14 protein-coding genes and 1 pseudogene are annotated in these 17,071 nt (G+C 68.0%); 5 read left to right on the top strand and 10 right to left on the bottom strand.

Annotated features, from left to right (window positions below):
* Positions 1-51 precede the first annotated feature (51 nt).
* Genes ACFXJ5_RS21860 through poxB form a run of 3 tightly spaced genes read left to right on the top strand, consistent with a single transcriptional unit; the run spans position 52 to position 3,646 of the window.
* Complete coding sequence (locus ACFXJ5_RS21860) at positions 52-1,095, top strand: Dyp-type peroxidase (protein WP_384633396.1); 1,044 nt, start codon at positions 52-54, stop codon at positions 1,093-1,095.
* Positions 1,092-1,886: a family 1 encapsulin nanocompartment shell protein gene (locus tag ACFXJ5_RS21865; protein ID WP_384633398.1), complete on the top strand. Its 795-nt coding sequence runs from the start codon at positions 1,092-1,094 to the stop codon at positions 1,884-1,886. The genes ACFXJ5_RS21860 and ACFXJ5_RS21865 overlap by 4 nt, the downstream gene beginning before the upstream one ends.
* Before the next feature lie 23 nt (positions 1,887-1,909).
* Positions 1,910-3,646: a ubiquinone-dependent pyruvate dehydrogenase gene (poxB, locus tag ACFXJ5_RS21870; RefSeq protein WP_384633400.1), complete on the top strand. Its 1,737-nt coding sequence runs from the start codon at positions 1,910-1,912 to the stop codon at positions 3,644-3,646.
* On the opposite strand, the gene ACFXJ5_RS21875 is transcribed toward poxB, so the two are convergent.
* The 5 genes and pseudogenes from ACFXJ5_RS21875 to ACFXJ5_RS21895 form a co-directional block, all read right to left on the bottom strand.
* Entirely contained in the window at positions 3,624-4,877 is a 1,254-nt protein-coding gene (locus ACFXJ5_RS21875; protein ID WP_384633401.1) for a hypothetical protein, read from the bottom strand. The two genes, poxB and ACFXJ5_RS21875, sit on opposite strands and share 23 nt — an antisense overlap.
* On the bottom strand, positions 4,874-5,746 hold the full coding sequence (locus tag ACFXJ5_RS21880; protein WP_384633404.1) for a phosphotransferase family protein: 873 nt from the start codon (positions 5,744-5,746) through the stop codon (positions 4,874-4,876). Before ACFXJ5_RS21880 ends, ACFXJ5_RS21875 begins: the two co-directional genes overlap by 4 nt.
* Positions 5,747-6,571: 825 nt before the next feature.
* Complete coding sequence (locus ACFXJ5_RS21885) at positions 6,572-6,880, bottom strand: helix-turn-helix domain-containing protein (RefSeq protein ID WP_384633407.1); 309 nt, start codon at positions 6,878-6,880, stop codon at positions 6,572-6,574.
* Positions 6,877-7,240, bottom strand: a pseudogene (locus ACFXJ5_RS21890) (type II toxin-antitoxin system RelE/ParE family toxin). Before ACFXJ5_RS21890 ends, ACFXJ5_RS21885 begins: the two are co-directional and overlap by 4 nt.
* A 78-nt stretch (positions 7,241-7,318) precedes the next feature.
* Positions 7,319-7,807: an ATP-binding protein gene (locus ACFXJ5_RS21895; RefSeq protein WP_384633410.1), complete on the bottom strand. Its 489-nt coding sequence runs from the start codon at positions 7,805-7,807 to the stop codon at positions 7,319-7,321.
* Between the two features lie 123 nt (positions 7,808-7,930).
* Between ACFXJ5_RS21895 and ACFXJ5_RS21900 the strand changes: the two genes are divergently transcribed.
* Positions 7,931-8,770 carry a helix-turn-helix domain-containing protein gene (locus ACFXJ5_RS21900; protein ID WP_384633413.1) on the top strand — a complete coding sequence of 280 codons (840 nt, stop codon included), beginning with the start codon at positions 7,931-7,933 and terminating at the stop codon, positions 8,768-8,770.
* The gene (locus ACFXJ5_RS21905) at positions 8,767-8,979 is read left to right on the top strand and encodes a DUF397 domain-containing protein (RefSeq protein ID WP_384633416.1); all 213 of its coding nucleotides are present in this window, start codon (positions 8,767-8,769) and stop codon (positions 8,977-8,979) included. Before ACFXJ5_RS21900 ends, ACFXJ5_RS21905 begins: the two co-directional genes overlap by 4 nt.
* A gap of 78 nt (positions 8,980-9,057) precedes the next feature.
* Here ACFXJ5_RS21905 and ACFXJ5_RS21910 read toward each other — a convergent pair whose 3' ends face one another.
* From ACFXJ5_RS21910 to haaN, 5 genes are all read right to left on the bottom strand, one after another.
* On the bottom strand, positions 9,058-9,708 hold the full coding sequence (locus tag ACFXJ5_RS21910; protein ID WP_384633419.1) for a hypothetical protein: 651 nt from the start codon (positions 9,706-9,708) through the stop codon (positions 9,058-9,060).
* 74 nt (positions 9,709-9,782) lie between these two features.
* On the bottom strand, positions 9,783-11,342 hold the full coding sequence (locus ACFXJ5_RS21915; RefSeq protein WP_384633422.1) for an N-6 DNA methylase: 1,560 nt from the start codon (positions 11,340-11,342) through the stop codon (positions 9,783-9,785).
* Positions 11,339-12,745 (bottom strand): restriction endonuclease subunit S, encoded by a 1,407-nt coding sequence (locus ACFXJ5_RS21920; RefSeq protein ID WP_384633425.1) that lies wholly within the window; start codon positions 12,743-12,745, stop codon positions 11,339-11,341. Before ACFXJ5_RS21920 ends, ACFXJ5_RS21915 begins: the two co-directional genes overlap by 4 nt.
* Positions 12,746-12,879: 134 nt before the next feature.
* Positions 12,880-16,440, bottom strand: a complete 3,561-nt coding sequence (locus tag ACFXJ5_RS21925) for a DEAD/DEAH box helicase family protein (protein ID WP_384633428.1) — start codon at positions 16,438-16,440, stop codon at positions 12,880-12,882.
* 135 nt (positions 16,441-16,575) lie between these two features.
* Complete coding sequence (gene haaN, locus ACFXJ5_RS21930; protein WP_384633432.1) at positions 16,576-17,058, bottom strand: cyclophane-containing RiPP N-acetyltransferase HaaN; 483 nt, start codon at positions 17,056-17,058, stop codon at positions 16,576-16,578.
* Positions 17,059-17,071: the final 13 nt, after the last annotated feature.

The following is a 17,071-nucleotide window of genomic DNA, read 5'->3' on the forward strand; positions in this document are numbered from 1 at the left end:
GACCGTGTCCGACACGCAAGTCCGGCGTTCCCGAGGGGTCAGGAGCGAGCCATGCCCGACCAGCAGCCCGTCCCGCAGGCGGTGCTGAGCCCGATCACCAGGTCCGCCATCTTCCTGGTCGTGACCATCGACCCCGGCGGTGAGCCCGTCGTACGGGAGCTGCTGCCCGACCTCGCCGGGCTGGTGCGTTCCGTCGGCTTCCGGATCCCGGAAGGGACGCTGGCCTGCATCACCGGCATCGGCTCCGAGGCCTGGGACCGGCTGTTCGCCGGGCCGCGGCCGGCCGAGCTGCACCCCTTCCGGGAGGTCGCCGGCGCCCGGCACACCGCGATCGCCACCCCGGGGGATCTGCTCTTCCACATCAAGGCCGGCCGGCCCGACCTGTGCTTCGAGCTGGCCTCGCAGCTCATGGAGCGGCTGCGCGGCGCGGTGACGGTCCAGGACGAGGTGCACGGCTTCAAGTACTTCGACGAACGCGATCTGCTCGGCTTCGTCGACGGCACCGAGAACCCCAGCGGGCCCGCGGCGAACACCGCCGTCGCGATCGGCGCCGTCGACCCGGACCAGGACCCGGACTTCACCGGCGGCAGCTACGTCGTCGTGCAGAAGTACCTGCACGACCTGGACGCGTGGAACGCCCTGCCGGTCGAGGCCCAGGAACAGGCGGTCGGCCGCCGCAAGCTCTCCGACATCGAACTGCCCGACGACCTCAAGCCGGCCGACTCGCACGTCGCGCTCACCACCATCACCGACCCGGACGGCACCGAACGGCAGATCATCCGCGACAACATGCCCTTCGGCGCTCCGGGGCGCGGTGAGTTCGGCACGTACTTCATCGGCTACGCCGGCACCCCGTCGGTCATCGAGCGGATGCTGGACAACATGTTCATCGGCGATCCCCCGGGCAATCACGACCGGCTGCTCGACTTCTCCACCGCGGTCACGGGGGGCCTCTTCCACGTCCCGACCGCCGACTTCCTCGACGACCCGCCGCCTCCACCCCCATCCGAAGCGGAAGCGGAGTTCCCAGCCGAAATCCCCGCCGCCGACGGCTCCCTCGGCATCGGCGACCTGAAGAGGAGGATCGCGCGATGAACAACCTCCACCGCGAACTCGCCCCCGTCTCCGAGGCCGCCTGGGCCGACCTGGAGGCCGAGGTCCGCCGCACCTTCACCCGCCACCTCGCCGGGCGCCGACTCGTCGACGTACCCGACGCGGAAGGCGCCACCCTCGCCGCGATCTCCACCGGGCACACCGCACCGATCGACCCACCCGAGCCGGGCGTCACCGCCCGCCTGCGCCGCTCCCAGCCGCTGGTCGAGCTGCGCGTGCCCTTCACCGTCGACCGCCGGGCCATCGACGACGTCGAACGCGGCGCCAAGGACCCCGACTGGCAGCCCGCCAAGGACGCCGCCCGCCTGATCGCCTTCGCCGAGGACAGTGCCGTCTTCGAGGGCTACGCCTCCGCCGGCATCCACGGCATCCGGGCCTCCTCCGACAACGCCCCGCTGACCCTGCCCGCCCAGGCCCTCGACTACCCGGACAGCATCAGCCAGGCCATCACCGCTCTGCGCCTGGCCGGCGTCGACGGCCCGTACTCGCTGGCGCTCAGCGCGGACGCGTACACGGCCGTCAACGAGACCTCCGACCACGGCTACCCCATCCACGAGCACCTCGCCCGCCTCATCGACGGCGAGATCATCTGGGCGCCCGCCATCACCGGCGCCTTCCTGCTCACCACCCGCGGCGGCGACCACGAACTCCGCCTGGGCCAGGACCTGTCCATCGGCTACCAGTCCCACGACACCACCAGCGTCGACCTCTATCTGCAGGAGTCCTTCACCTTCCTCACCCACACGAGTGAGGCGTCGGTGGCCCTGTCCTGATCGCAGCGGAAAGTTGGCACCTCATGGCGCGTACGGTCTCCGACCTCATAGTCGAGTCCCTCAAGGCCGCCAGCGTACGCCGGGTCTACGGCCTCCCCGGTGACTCCCTCAACGGCTTCACCGACGCCCTCCGCAAGGACGGCACCCTCGCCTGGCAGCACGTCCGCCACGAGGAGGCCGCCGCCTTCGCCGCCGCCGGCGAGGCCGCGCTCACCGGCGAACTCGCGGTCTGCGCGGCGAGTTGCGGCCCGGGCAACCTCCACCTCATCAACGGCCTGTACGACGCCTACCGCAGCCGGGTCCCCGTGCTGGCCATCGCCGCCCACATCCCCTCCGCCGAGATCGGCGGCGGCTACTTCCAGGAGACCCACCCCCAGGAGCTCTACCGGGAGTGCACCGTCTTCAGCGAACTGGCCGGCCACCCCGAGCAGTTCCCGTACATCCTCGACATCGCCGTCCGTACGGCCGTCGAGAAGCGCGGCGTCTCCGTGCTCGTCGTCCCCGGCGACGTCCTCACCGCCTCCGTCGACCGCGAGACGCGCCCCTCGGTCATCCGCGCCACCGCCCCCGTCGCCCGCCCCTCCGACGCCGAACTCGACACCGCGGCCGACCTCCTCAACCGCTCCGAACGCGTCACCATCCTCGCCGGCGCCGGCTGCGCCGGAGCGCACGACCAGGTCGTGTCCGTCGCCGCCGCCCTGCAGGCCCCCGTCGTCCACGCGCTGCGCGGAAAGGAGTTCGTCGAGTATGACAACCCTTACGACGTCGGCATGACCGGCCTGCTCGGCTTCTCCTCCGGCTACCGCGCCATGGAGAACTGCGACACCCTGCTCATGCTCGGCACCGACTTCCCCTATCGCCAGTTCTATCCGGAGGACGCCCGCGTCATCCAGGTCGACATCCGCGGCGAGCAGATCGGCCGGCGCACCCGCGTCGACCTCCCCCTCGTCGGCACCGTACGGGACACGGCCGACGCGCTGCTGCCCCGCCTCACCGCCAAGACCGACACCCGGCACGTCGACCGCATGCGCCAGCACTACGCCAAAGCCCGCAAGTCCCTCGACGAACTCGCGGTCAACGACCACAACCGCACCCCCATGCACCCCCAGTACGTCGCCCGCGTCATCAACGAACTCGCCGCCGACGACGCCGTCTTCCTCCCCGACGTCGGCTCCCCGGTCGTCTGGGCCTCCCGCTACCTCACCATGAACGGCCGCCGCCGCCTCGTCGGCTCCTTCACCCACGGCACCATGGCCAACGCCGTCCCCCAGGCCATCGGCGTCCAGGCCTCCCACCCCGGCCGCCAGGTCATCACCCTCTCCGGGGACGGCGGCATCGCCATGATGCTCGGCGACCTCATCACCCTCAGGCAGCTCAACCTGCCGGTCAAGGTCGTCGTCTTCAACAACAGCGCCCTCAGCTTCGTCGAGCTCGAAATGAAAGCCGCCGGCTACGTCACCTTCGGCACCGGCCTCGACAACCCCCACTTCGCGGACGTCGCCCATTCCCTCGGCCTCCACGGCCAACGCGTCGAACGCCCCGACGACCTCAAAGCCGCCCTCCAAACCGCCCTCGACCACGACGGCCCCGCCCTCGTCGAGGTCCTCACCGCCCGCCAAGAGCTCTCCATGCCGCCCACCATCACCAAGGAACAGCTCACCGGTTTCGCCCTCTACGCCACCCGCACCATCCTCTCCGGCCGCGGCGACGAACTCCTCGACCTCGCCACCACCAACGTCACCCGCCGTCTCTTCTCCTGACCCGCCGCCCCGAGCCCCGCAGCGAGGACAGGACGAGGCGTCCGTACCGGGTCGTGAGTGCGGCCCCGGTCGCGGCGAAGGCCGCCCCGAGGGCCGACAGCAGATGCCACGGACTCTGATCCCCCAGCACCTGAAGGATGCTCAGCGCGGTACCGAGCGGCAGCCCGAGGATGGTCAGCACCCCGAGCGCACCGCCGATCTGCTGACTCTCCTGGGTCTGTACGAGGCGCGCGTAGTCGGCGGCCTCGGCGAGAATCGCCTCGAACCGCGCCGGCAGCCGGTGCAGCGCCTGATACGCCACCAGCAACTCGTTCGCCGGTCCGTGCGCCGTAAGGTGCTGCCGCCAGTACGTACTTCGGAAGCGCGCGATCCGCCCTTCCAGCGCGGCGACCCGGCGCGCCAGCCCGGTGTCCCCCTCGAAGACCTCCGACAGATCGTCCGCCAGCTCGTTGATGTGGTCCCGCTGTACGGTCCCCAGCAGCAGCGCGTCCAGATAGACGGTGCGGGCGTGGAGCGCGGCGAATTCGTAGAAGTCCCCGTCGCCCCGATCAGGCCGATGGCCGACATACGCCGCCCCATGCCGCAGCACCAGCGCACTCCAGTCAGCCGATATCCGCACGACGTCGCTCAACATCCCCGGCAGATCCTCCGCCCGCACCGGGAAATCCACCGCGCTGGACCGCGACGCGAGCGACCACAACCACTCATCCGCCGGTTCTTCCCCCTCCCGTGGCGTCATGAATGCCACGGTGTACGGTCGGGCGATCTCGAACGGTGCCTGCGGCGAAACCGCGTCGACAACGCCGCCGAGGAGTGTCTCCGGCGCCAGCGGCCCGCTCAGCGGATCCGGGGCGGCCGTATGCCGATGCCCGATCGCCCGCAACACCCCCAGCAGATGCGGCCCCTCGACCGTGAAGTGCAGTACCGCCAGCGCCCGTTCGCGGTCCCGGTCCGTAGCCGTCCGCAGCAGCTCCATTCCGTGCAACCGCATCGGCCCATGCGCCACTTCCGCGAACCGGTGCCACCTGCAGGGCCGCCCCGGAGCCCCGTACAACACCCGCGCCGCCGCCGGCGTGAAGTACCTCTCCCGCGTCCCCGCATCCGTCCGCCGCTCACCGAGCTCGAACGGCATCGGCCCCTCCGCCCACCCGGGATCGGCGGCCATCCCGACCGGCAGGATGACGGTGACCGCCTGCCGTGCGCCAACGACGGACTCCAGCCGTGTGTTCAACGGAGTCCTCGCAGGGCGGTCCGGATCGCCGCCGCCGGATCCCCGACGTGATAGACCCGCTCCGACGGCTCGATGCCATCCAGGAATTCCTGATAGCGCACCGCGTACGCCAAGTGGGCCAGCGGCTCGCCAACACTCAGCGCCCGAGCCGCCTCACATCCCGGCACCTCGGAACTCCACGCATCCGCCCAAACCCGGGCGGCCGCCGCCCGCTTGGCCTCGGGCAGAAAGTCGCATACCCGTTGCCCATCCAGCACCGGGTTCCCCCAATGCGCATCGGCGAAGTCCACCACGACGGGCGGACCCTCGCCGTCGCTGCGCCAGTTGCCGGGGTGGAAGTCGCCATGCACGAGCGTGTCCGGCAGCCCGCACTCCTCCAACTCGGCCCAGCGCCCAACCAAGGCCCGAGCAGCCGCCAATTCCTCCCCGGACAGCTCGCGGCCGACCTCTCCGTCCAGAAGCTCGCGGACCCTCTCCGCCAGCACGGACGCACGCCGGTCCGCCAATCCCGCCAACGGTCCATCGCCGGACCGGGCGATAGCAGCCTGCGCGGCCACGAGCCGGCGCACGGCGCTGTCGACCGTCTCGGCCGACGCGTCCCAACAGTCCTCACCCGGCACGTGCTCCAGCAGAATCCGCCCCTCGCTCGCCCCCACCACCCTCGGAACCAGCCCCGGGTCCACCTGCGCGAACGCGCCGATAACCGCGGCCTCATCGGCGGCGAAATGCGGCGTCACCTTCAACCACACCGGCCCCAGACCAGTCGGCAGCCGAAACAACCCCGCCAGATTCCACGTCCTCCGCTGCTCCACCGCCCCCACCACCGGCCGCCCCAGCTCATCCAACGCGCCCGCCGCCCACCCCAGCACCTCCCGCAGACCCTCCCCACTGGCCCACGGCGACCGCAGCTCCCCAGCCCCCGCCAGCAAAGCCCAATCACCAGACCCCTCAGCCACCCTTCCCGGCACCGGCCGCTCCAACGCCTCCACGTGATACGTCACATGCCCGTTCCGCCCCCCTCCCCACCCTCGACCGTCACCAGCCGCAACACCACCACCGGCACCCCCAGCACACCCCCCACATGCGCCACCACCGGCTCAACCTCCGCCCACCACGGCACCCCCACCGCAAACGGCCCGACAACCCCGACCCTCTCCTCGCCCCACGTCACCCACGCACTCACCGTCCGCCCCGCATCCGCCGACTTCACGACCACACCCCCTCAACCGCCCCCTGCAGCCACGCAACCTGCTGCCAAGTCCAGCAATCGCTACTCTCGACCCCCACCTCGGCCCCACACCCCGCACACACCAAATTCGGTCCGTCCAAGCCGTCCATCCCACAGCACCCATTCCGCCGCCGCCGATCCGGATGCGGCCGCACATTCCGTACATCCCCCGGGCTCACCACCACCACCGTTCGGCGGGGGCCGTCGGAAGCCCCCTGCGGCTCCGATTCGACCCCGAACACCCCCAGCGCAACCCGCGGCGGGCACTCGCCCTCCACCTCATACGGGGCCGGGGCGTCGTCCGGGAGTGGCACTTCGGAAACCGGAGCGGTCAGCTCGCAGTGACACCGGGCACAACGGAATACCTGCATACAGCGATGCTGCCGCCCGCCCCCAGCGACCAGCCACCGGTTTTCCGCACGGCCTCCTCATCATGTCGATGGGGCGGCCGCGGAGTACGCACTCGTCAGGCAGCCCGTTCCTCAAATCGGAATTCCGGGGTGCGGCCAGGGTCGATGCGTGCGCCGGAATCCAGAGCGACGGCGAGCTGTTCGATGAGCTCGAGAGTCGGGTCCACCCCGCTCTCCTCGATGGACTCGATGTCCTCCTCGGCCAGGCCGGCGCGGCGCGCGAGCTCCGCACTGCTCCAGCCGAGCGCCGAGCGCCGGTCGTACACCGCCTGGGCGAAGTCCATCCGGCGCCCGGCAGCCCGGTAGGCGGGGTCTTCACGGTGCTCGGGCGGGACGTTCCAGCTGGTGTGGTATCCGCTGCTCATGAGACCTCCTCGGGCCTACTGTAAACGTCGTGCGAGGCGGCTGGCGGATGCTCGGCCTCGCAGAGCTTTCGTGCCCGGTGCGCTCTCTGCACCTCCTCGGTCTGCCGCATCTTCGTCTTCCGGAACACGGTGAGCAGAACAGCTCTCCGGCCAGGCGCCAGCCAGTACGTCACACGCACGGGGCCAACACGCAGCTCTCTCAGGCCGTCGCCGAGGTGGCTGGCCAGAGGAAAGGCCATCTGCCGCCAAGCGGTCGGCGAACCGCTCGACAGCGCGGTAGTCGGCGGTGCCGAGGGTCTCCAGCCAAGCCCGGACCTCTGGCTCCAGCTCGATCGTGTACAGGTCAGGCGGCTCTCGCATAGGGACTCCTCTCTGCCTGAACTCAGGGACAACACTCAAGTGACGTCCCGGCTGGCCCGACGTCGATGTGGGCTCATGTCACTGGAAAGAGATGGGCGGGCTTGACTGGGCTGTCGTTTCCTGCGGGGTGAACTCCGCCCAGACGGTCTTTCCGGGCGCCCCTGGGCGCGGGGCGATGCCCCAACGGGTGGCCAGCCGGGCGACGAGGTACAGGCCACGCCCGGACTCTGCGTCGGGGGAGGGGCAGGTAGAGCGCGGGAGCCTCTCGGTGCGGGTGTCCGACACCTCGATACGGATCGTGGCGGGCGTCGCCGTCAGGCGGAGCCGAAAGTCCCTTCCGGGGACATGGCCGTGGCGCACGGCGTTGGCGGTGAGCTCGGCGGCGATGAGCGTGACGATCTCGTTGGCCGGCGAACCGTAGGCGTGCGTCCAGTCGTCGAGCCGGTGCGAGACCATGCGCCGGGCGAGCTGGGCGCCGCGTGGGGTGGACGTGAACTGCATCGCGAATTCTTGGGCGGGCGCGCTGGGCAGGGGCGTTGCCCCGGTAGGGGGAGTTGTGTCGTTCATGGGGCCTACCGTTCCGCTGGCGACATACCGTTGACGAGGCGTGACGCGCTGACTGCGGTGCGTTGTACGCGGCGGATACGCGCTTGTACGCGACGGTCAGCGTGACCCGGGGAGGCAGGACGTATGGACGACGACGGTCAGCAGGAGGCCGAGCACGACCACGAGCCAACCACCGGCATCCTCTCCGTCTTCGGACGCCAACTGAAACGCCTCCGCGTCTGGGCTGAGATGGAGCGCTCCGAACTCGGCGCCCGGACCGGATACTCGCCTTCGACGATCGCCTCATTCGAGCAGGGAAGGCGCATCCCTCCGCCCCGGTTCATCGACAAGGCGGACGAGGTGCTCGGCGCGCACGGCGTCCTGGCGGAGCTGAAGGATGAGGTGGCCCGGGCCCAGTACCCGGCGTTCTTCCGCGATGCTGCGAGGCTGGAGGCCGAGGCGGTAGAGCTGCACGTGTACGCGAGCATGGCGGTGCCGGGTCTGTTGCAGACGGAGGAGTACGCGCGGGCGGTGTTCGCGATGCGGCGTCCGCTGTTGGACGAGGACACCGTGGCCCAACGGGTGGCGGCTCGATTGGCCCGTCAGGAGATCTTCTCCCGCGCACCGCTGCCCACCATCAGCTTCGTGATCGAGGAGGTGGTCGTGCGCCGCCCTCTTGGCGGCCAGAGCGTGATTCGGGGTCAGTTGGAGCAGATTCTGCTGTACGGGCAGCGACGTAACGTCGAGATCCAGGTGATGCCGACCGACCGCGAAGAGCATGCCGGACTGGCTGGTCCGTTCACCTTGATCGAGACGCAAGAAGGACGCAGGATGGCGTACGTGGAGGCGCACAAGGACAGCCACCTCTACACGGAGCGGAAATCGGTCCGGGAGATCGAGGAGCAATACGGCATCCTCCGGGCCCAGGCCCTAACTCCGCGCGAGACGCTGGCCCTTGTAGAGAAGTTGCTGGGAGAGATATGAATGTCGAAGCGCCCGTGCTGGCTGTGCACGAGTCGGCCTGGTTGAAGAGCAGCTACAGCAGCGGCGAGGGCGGCGAATGCGTTGAAGTAGCGGCTTGCCCAGACACCGTCCTCGTCCGCGACTCGAAGGACAAGCCGGGCCCAGTCCTCAACTTCACGCCAGCCGCGTGGTCCGCCTTCGTCGGCTTCGCCGCCCAACAGGACGTCTGACTGGACGAATCGCTCAGTTGACCTGTGTGCCCGCTACGGGTGCACAGGGCACACTCGTACCTACCCGTGTGATTGACCTCAGCCGAGGACCTTGGCGATCGCGACGGCGATGCGCTCGATCCAGTCAATAGCGTCGGCCACCTCCGCGTCTGTGATCGGACGGCGCTGCTTGAGGTCACCTTCCAGCAGGTCCGCGTCGTGGGCGATCTTGTTGCGCCGGTCGGTGATGGTCACGTACTGCTTCTTCAAGGACTGGGCCGTCATCGACGTGCGGCCGTGATTCCACTCGTTGAGCTGAACGGCGGCCTTGGCCCAGATGTCCTCCTCCGTGACCAGCTTCAGTGCCTCGCTGATCTTGCGCGGGTTCTGGAGTGAGGCGTTGGCCCACCTGGCCCGGACATGCTCGGACACCGCGTCGGCGAGGGTGGTGGTACCGCGCCGGATCTCCTCGACCTTGGCGAGTGGCAGCTCGAATCTGGTCAGCTGATAGGGCATGCCGGGGCCGTCCTCGGCGGCGAGGTCGGCGACCCGCCGGTACAGCTCCTCGTGAAACCAGTGGTCGATGGCGGCCACCGCCTGAACCCACGCGGCGCGGTAGAAGTCGTCGATGTCGATGACCGGGGAGCGGAAGGGGGCCAGGCTCTGTCCGGCCAGGATCATCTTGCGGGCGTACTTCAGGTTGGTCAGAAACGCCTGGAACTCACGCGTCTGCGGCTGTGGAATGGTCATTCGGTCCCCCGTCTCGCCCGACTTCAACATCAAGATTCCCGGCGAGTCTGAGGGACCGTCAACCTGTTTGGGCGTCAGTCCGTTTCCGTTGGCTGAATTTCGTCGGCGTCGGCCGGGACTTCACCACCGAGTGCCTCGGCGATGGCCGCGAACTCGCTCAGCGCGGCCTGGAGGTCCTCGACGATCTCCCGGGCGATCACCTCGGGCGGCAGCAGGCTGTCGGCGTCGTCAAGCGCCGGGTCCTTCATCCAGGTGATGTCGAGGTTGACCTTGTCGCGGGCGATCAGCTCGTCGTAGTCGAAGGCCTTGAAACGCTCCGACTCCACACGTTCGGTGGGTGACTTGCCCGGCAGGTACGCCTCTACGAACTCGTCCAGGTCGGTGCGGCGGAGCGGGTGCTGCTTGAGGGTGAAGTGCTTGCCGGTGCGGAAGTCGTAGATCCAGAGCTTGGTGGTGTTGTGGCCGTCTCCTGCCTGGGGCGGCTTCTTCTCGAAGAACAGGACGTTGGCCTTCACCCCGCCCGCGTAGAAGATGCCGGTGGGCAAGCGGAGGATCGTGTGCAGGTCAAACTCTTCGAGCAGGCGGCGGCGGACCTTCTCGCCCGCGCCGCCCTCGAACAGGACGTTGTCGGGGAGGACGACGGCCGCACGGCCGTTCATCTCCATCAGCGACATGATGTGCTGGAGGAAGTTGAGCTGCTTGTTGGTGGTGGTGGCGCGGAAGTCGTCGCGCTCGTAGGAGATGTCCTCGCGCTCGGCCTTACCGTCCGTGCCGACGATGGTGATCGAGGACTTCTTGCCGAACGGGGGGTTGGCGAGGACGAGTGAGGCGTGCCGGTCGGGCTTGTTGCTGAGGGCGTCGCCCACGGTGATGAGCGATTCGCCGTCGGCGTCACCGATGCCGTGCAGCAGCATGTTCATGGCAGCGAGCCGGGCGGTGCCGGTCACCAGTTCGTTGCCCCAGATCTTGCCTGAGCCCAGCGCGAGGCGCTGCTCGCGGGTGAGGTCCCGCATGTGGTGGCTTCGGATGTAGCTGTGGGCCGCGATCAGGAAGCCGCCGGTGCCGCAGGCCGGGTCGGTGATGGTGTCGCCCGGCTGCGGCTGCATCACGTCGACCATGGCGTCGATGAGCGCCCGGGGTGTGAAGTACTGGCCGGCGCCGGTCTTGGTGTCCTCTGCGCCCTTTGCGAGCAGACCTTCGTAGGCATCGCCCTTGAGGTCGGTGCCCTGGATTGTCCAGTCCTCTTTGCCGATCAGGTCGACGACCAGCTTTTCGAGGAGGGCGGGCTCGGTGATGCGGTTCTGTGACTTGGCGAAGATCGTGCCGAGGGTGGTACCGGGGCGCTGCGCGAGGGCGATCAGGGTCTTGCGGTAGTGGACTTCGAGGTCGAGGCCCTTCTTGGACGCGAGCTTCTGCCAGTTGTAGTCGGCCGGTACGACGGCTCGGGCCTCGGCCTCGGTGAAGGGGTCGGTCTCGATCTCGTCGGCCATCTTGAGGAAGAGGAGGTACGAGAGCTGCTCGACGTACTCGATGGTGGACAGGCCGTTGTCCCGGAGGACGTTGCAGTAGTTCCAGAGCTTGGCGACCAGGGAGTTGGTCTGCGCGCTGGCCAGGGCGGGGGTTGCGGGGGTCACAGCGGAAGCTCCTGCTGAACGGCGGTGGTGGGGATCGGGGTTCCGGTGGTTGTCGGCGGCGGGGGCGTCGTCTTTTGCGGGCGACGAGCTTGCTTGGGCTTGGCGCCCTGGGCCGCGCGCTCGGCACGGATCCGGTCGAGGGCGATGGATGCGGGCTCGTCGGCGGGGTCCTGGGGGACGAGTTGACCGGTGAACGCGCGACTCATCAGCGCGCTCCGCAGATGGTCTGCGCGCGCCAAGGCGACATTAGTGGCGACGGACAGGCGCAGGGCTCTAGCCGCAGCAGCGTCCACAGCGTCAAGTGTCTCGCACTGCACTTCCAAGGGGGGAACGGGCACGGGAAGCTGAGAGAGCGTCTCTGCGCTCAGGTTGTATTGACCAGCCGAAGACGCCGCGTACCGTTCAATCGCTCGCCGCCATAGAGGGCTCTGCATTACCAGCTGAACCCAGCGCGGTTTCACGATTCCAGGAGTGAGGCGAAATCTGATGAGGTAAGACGCGAAGGCGTAGGGAAGATTTTCTTCGACGACGCCAACCCTGCCGATGAGACGGGGACTCCCATTGGTGCGCACGAATAGAAGATCCCCGGGCTCAAGGTTGAACTTAGTCAGATCGACTGTAGGGTCGACTGCGTTCTTTATGTCTGAAAGGTTGATTGATCCTCCTTGGACATTCGGAATGCGTAGGACTGGATAGCCGGGTGCCTCATAGGCGCACTTGGTTGACGTGCCGTAGCCAGATTCGTATGACAGGTCCCCCAGGCTTACTGTTGTCCAGTTTTTCGGAGGTTTATATCCAGGGATTATGACAGGTTCCGTGGGCTTCCAGCGGCGGGCGGCCAATGAGTTGCTGGCCTGCTGTACGGTTTTCCTGCGCACGGTTTCGTCGGCACGGACTGGGCGGCTGAAGCGGCCGGCCAGAGCCTCCCCATTCACAACAGATTTAAGTCGCTCGGACTTTGCTCGGACAAGATTGAGGGTCGAGATGCCTGCATCGAGGTGAGAGAAGTGGGCTTCGAGGACCTCGACGAGGCGGCGCTGCTCGGCTAGGGGCGGCATCGGTACAGGAAGTTTCCGGATCTCGCCCAAACCGAGTCGAGGGCGCCCCACGCCCTTGATGCGAGAAGCCGTGTGGTTGCGGACGTACGGCGACATGAGTGCGTACATGACCCATTTTGTCGACACGGATTCGTGGATGCGTGCACGGATGACGTCGGCCTTGACAATTGCGGGGCTACGCATTTCGGGGACGATTGTGACGCGGGGAAGAGATTCCCCCAGTGAGGCGATGATTAGGTCACCTGGCACGACCTCGTGGTTTCGGAGGGTTTCGAAATGGTCAAGGCTGATGTAGGCGCGTTCATCTCGGAAAATGCCATCGCCAACGTTCTGCAGACGGATCACCCGGGCACCCTCGTCTGTGTAATGTGCAGACTTGAGGTTGGAGCCGAAGGGGCCATCCGTAATGGCGCGAGGTTCAGTTGCGAGAAGCGACTCTAGGGTCGCCCACGCCCACCCGGCCGGAAGTTCCACGTCACTCACGCCAGTTCTCGATTCAGCTCACTCAACAAGGACCGCACATCGCGGTCCGGAAACGCGTGCGCGAAGCCGCGTCCGCCGCCTTTGCCCTTGAAGGGCTCGGCGTTGAACTCGGCGGGGCTGATGCCGACGTCGCTCGCGACCACATTCCGTATGGACCGCAGCCACCACAGTTGCTCGTCGGAGAAGTCGGCGCCGGCCTGCTGCTGCTTGAGCAGCCACGACTCGAAGCGGGTGTCGACCGTCTCCCGGTACGGCTTCAGCTCGTCGTCCACGCCCAACTCATACCGGATGAGGGAGATCAGGTCAGGGACGCCAGCCTCTCCATCCGCCCGGTGGGTCGCCGCGCCCAAGTTCTCGTAGAACGTCCACAGGGACTGCGCAGTCCAGGCGTACTGGGGGCGGCGGATCTCCAGGGCCAGTTCTTGGAGCGCGGTGTAAGCCGCAGCCGGGGAGACGGAACGGGGGCTGGTCAGGGCGATGTTGACGGCGGCGATGCGGTCGCGCTCCTCCTTCAGCAACCGGCTCCAGCGGTCGACTTCCTCACGGGCCCGTTCCTCAGGGGGGACCTCGTGCAGGTCGGTCACCTGGACGGCGGTGAACTCGTCTATGACGTAGTCCTTGTCACGGCGGATCTCGATGATGTGGCGTCGCAGCTCAGGATTCTCGGTCAGCGGGGCGATCGCGTTCTCCACGAGCCGCCGGGCCGCCGCCGGGCCACCGTCCTCCAAAGCCCGCTCCTGCCGGTCGGGGTCGACGGCCTTGACGATCTCGCCCGCGATCTGGGACAGGGTCTTCCCGCCCGCAGCCCGGGTGAGATGGTCGCGTTCCTCGGCCGTCAACTGCTGGTTGAGGCGGGCGAGGCGGCCGGCCAGGATCTCGGCCTCGCTCGCGGTGATTGACTTCGTACCGGCCTTGTCCAGCAGCTTGGACAGGGCGACCTGCCGTTCGCCCGCCGGGACGAGCGGTTTGGCGTCGACCAGCGGTGAGTCCGTCACGCCGACCGCGTCGACCAACACGAAGCGGTCCTTGCGGACGGACGAGTCGGCGCCCGGGGTGACCTCCTGCAGTTCAGTCTGGTCGATGGTGCGGGCGCCGCGCCCCTTCATCTGCTCGAAGAGCACCGCGCTGCGCACCTCGCGCAGGAAGATCACGCACTCCAGGGCCTTGATATCCGTACCCGTGGCGATCATGTCGACGGTGACGGCGACCCGCAGCCGGGGGGAGGTGCGCAGTGAGCGGATCAGCTCGTCCGGGTCCTCGCCGGCCTGGCGGCTCTTGTAGGTGATCTTCTTGGCGAAGTCGTCGCCGCGGCCGAAGACCTCCTTGACCTGGGCGAGGACGTCCTCGGCGTGGTCCTCGCCGACGGCGAAGATCAGGGTCTTGGGGAGTTCGGTGCGGCCGGGGAACCAGCGGCGCCAGTTGTCGCGGTAGGCGGTGAGCACGGCCCGGATCTCGTCCACCGCGACGACCGACCGGCCAATTTGCCGCGTGGAGTAGGTGAAGTCGTCGTCGAGTTCCTGGTAGCGCTGCCGTCGGGTCTTGCGGTCCCTGACCTTTACGGTCGTGCCCGACTCGATGGTGGCGGCGCCATTCTCCCGCAGGTCGGTACGCATGCGTACGACGTCGAAGTCGACGTTGACGCCGTCGGCGACGGCCTGCGGGTAGGTGTACTCGGAGACCAGGTTGCGGCCGAAGAAGCCGAGGGTCTGGAGGGTGGGGGTGGCGGTCAGGCCGACGAGATGGGCGTCGAAGTACTCCAGAACGCCCCGCCACAGGCCGTAGATCGAGCGGTGGCACTCGTCCACGATGATCAGGTCGAAGGACTCGATCGGCACGTCGGGGTTGTAGGAGACCTCGATGGGCCGGTCGGTGGCGTAGGTGTCCTCGTACGCAAGGCTGTCCGTGGCGTCGTCGCCCGTCTCGTCGTCGGTGAGGGTCTCGCCGCGCAGTAGGGAGTACATCCTCTGGATCGTGCAGATGACGACCGACGAGGTGTCCTGGAGCCCGGCCGCGCCGAGGCGGTCGACGTTGTAGATGTCGGAGAGCCTGCGGCCGTCGTCGGGCGTGGGGAACTTCCGGAACTCGTCGAACGCCTGCCTGCCCAGATTGTTGCGGTCGACCAGGAAGAGGACGCGGCGGGCCTTGGCGTACTTGAGTAGACGGTAGGTCTGCGCGACGGCGGTGAAGGTCTTGCCCGCTCCGGTCGCCATCTGGATCAGAGCCCGTGTGTGGTCGTGGGCGAGGGAGTCCTCAAGGCCGCTGATCGCGTCGACCTGGGCCAGGCGCAGGCCGTTGGCTTCCAGGGGAGGCAGCCTTCGCAGGGCGGCCCGGAGGGTCGGGGCAGCGGGGGTCTCCTCGGTACGGCGCATCCAGGCCGCGACCGTCTCGGGGCGGTGGAAGGAGAAGACCTCGCGGGAACGGGCGTCAGGGTCGCGGCGGTCGATGAAGTACGTCTCGGTGCCGGTGGTGGCGTAGCGGAAGGCGAAGGGCTCGTCCTCGTGCCAGACGGCGAGGCGATGCTCCTTGAGCACGCCGGCCGCGTACCGGTCGTTCTGCTCGACCGCGCTGGAGAGGTGGTCGCCCTCGCGCTTGGCCTCCACGACGCCGACGATGTGGCCGTCCACATACAGCACATAGTCGGCGCGGCCGGTGGCGAGGGTGAACTCCCGGACGGCGACGCCCTGACCGGCACCCGGATTGACGTGATCGCGGTCCTGGACGACCCAGCCGGACGCGCGCAGCATCGCGTCGATGGCGTCGCGGGCCTGTACCTCGTTGAGCGGGGCAGGGCGTTGCGCGCGGTGGATGATCGCCTCGCGGGCAGCAGTGTCCACGTTGCGCGGCTGCCGCCGCACGGCCTCATACGAGGCCTGTTGTTCGCTACGCAACTCTTCGACCTGAGAGGCCAACTGCTCTATACGTGTGAGCAGCTCATGCTTGTTCGCATCGGCGCTGGCGATGAGATTCTCGGCCTCGGCGCGTGCCTTGCGCTCGGCCTCGAGTTCGTTGGCGGACTCGGTGACGCGGGTGCGTGCCTGGGTGAGAGCTTGTCGGTGGCCGTCGAGGGCCTCGCGGAGCTCAGTGAGCTCAGCCGGGTCCGTGACCTGGGCGGTATCGCCGGGGTCAACCGGCGGAACGAACTCCGCGACGGTGCGGCGGCCCGTGAGGGCGTCGTGGAACCAGAGCCCCAGCTTGTAGCAGACGCGCACGGCAGCGAGAGCACGAGACGTATCGAAGAGGTGACTGTGCGCAGCCTTGTTCCGGTCGCGGCGCAGTGTGTCGAAGTCGGCACGAGTCTCTGCGACCAGCACGCCGGCACGAGTGAGGGCGTTCAGACGATCGACCTGGCGGTCTCCCTCGACCTGCATGCCGGTGCGGCTGACCAGTTCCTCAGCCAGTACTTCACCGAACTGGCCCGCCTGGACGAGGGAGGAGTTGGGATTCGTGAAGACGGTGGCTTCGGCCAGGGCGCCGTACAGCGACAGCAGCGACTGGTGCTGGTAGAGCACCCCGAAGTTCGGTGATGCCTTCGCAAGATCACGAAGCCGATTGTCCACGCCGCCTGCTCCCCGTCCGAAAATCTCAGAGGCCCAGCTTACGCACGGCGGATCAGGTGAAAGGTCAGTTGCGGCATGTCCATGCAGCGCTCTGGGTGGCTCCGGCGGATCCCGTGCCGCCCATGGGCGTGCTCCTCAGGCTGTGCTGCTGTCGACGCGGTAGACGATCTTCCCGTCGAATTCTGCGAAGCCGAGGCTCTGGTAGAAGGAGCGTGCGATCGGGTTGTCGCGGTCCGTCATCCACTCGACGCGGCTGCATCCTGGGCGAGCGGCGGCGATGGCGCGGAGCTCGTTCATGAGGCGGGCGCCGATGCCTTGCTGGCGGAGGGTGTCTCGGACGTACAGCTCCTTGAGGAAGAGGGAGTGCGACGACCCGGCGGCCGGCCATAGGAAGGAGTAGGCGGCGAGGCCGATGATGTCTCCGGTCTCGTCGTCCTGGACGAGGAGGGCGGAGGCCAGGGGTGGGGAGCCGAAGAGTGCCTCTTCGACTTGGGACTGGCGTTCGTCGAAGGGCTGGATGTCGCTGTCGGTGGATCCGTAGAAGCGCTCGATCTCTTCGATCAGTTCGGACAGGGCTCGGACGTCGTTCTTCTCGGCGGGGCGGATGGTCACGCTCATCGGCGTCTCCTGT

This window comes from Streptomyces sp. NPDC059373 (genome assembly GCF_042751495.1).
Classification (GTDB): Bacteria; Actinomycetota; Actinomycetes; order Streptomycetales; family Streptomycetaceae; genus Actinacidiphila.

Bases quoted from the DNA above. Each gene is read 5' to 3' on its own strand.
- ACFXJ5_RS21860 (WP_384633396.1), top strand. From the start codon at position 52: ATGCCCGACCAGCAGCCCGTCCCGCAGGCGGTGCTGAGCCCGATCACC.
- ACFXJ5_RS21865 (WP_384633398.1), top strand. From the start codon at position 1,092: ATGAACAACCTCCACCGCGAACTCGCCCCCGTCTCCGAGGCCGCCTGG.
- poxB (WP_384633400.1), top strand. From the start codon at position 1,910: ATGGCGCGTACGGTCTCCGACCTCATAGTCGAGTCCCTCAAGGCCGCC.
- ACFXJ5_RS21885 (WP_384633407.1), bottom strand. From the start codon at position 6,880: ATGAGCAGCGGATACCACACCAGCTGGAACGTCCCGCCCGAGCACCGT.
- ACFXJ5_RS21895 (WP_384633410.1), bottom strand. From the start codon at position 7,807: ATGAACGACACAACTCCCCCTACCGGGGCAACGCCCCTGCCCAGCGCG.
- ACFXJ5_RS21900 (WP_384633413.1), top strand. From the start codon at position 7,931: ATGGACGACGACGGTCAGCAGGAGGCCGAGCACGACCACGAGCCAACC.
- ACFXJ5_RS21905 (WP_384633416.1), top strand. From the start codon at position 8,767: ATGAATGTCGAAGCGCCCGTGCTGGCTGTGCACGAGTCGGCCTGGTTG.
- ACFXJ5_RS21910 (WP_384633419.1), bottom strand. From the start codon at position 9,708: ATGACCATTCCACAGCCGCAGACGCGTGAGTTCCAGGCGTTTCTGACC.
- haaN (WP_384633432.1), bottom strand. From the start codon at position 17,058: ATGAGCGTGACCATCCGCCCCGCCGAGAAGAACGACGTCCGAGCCCTG.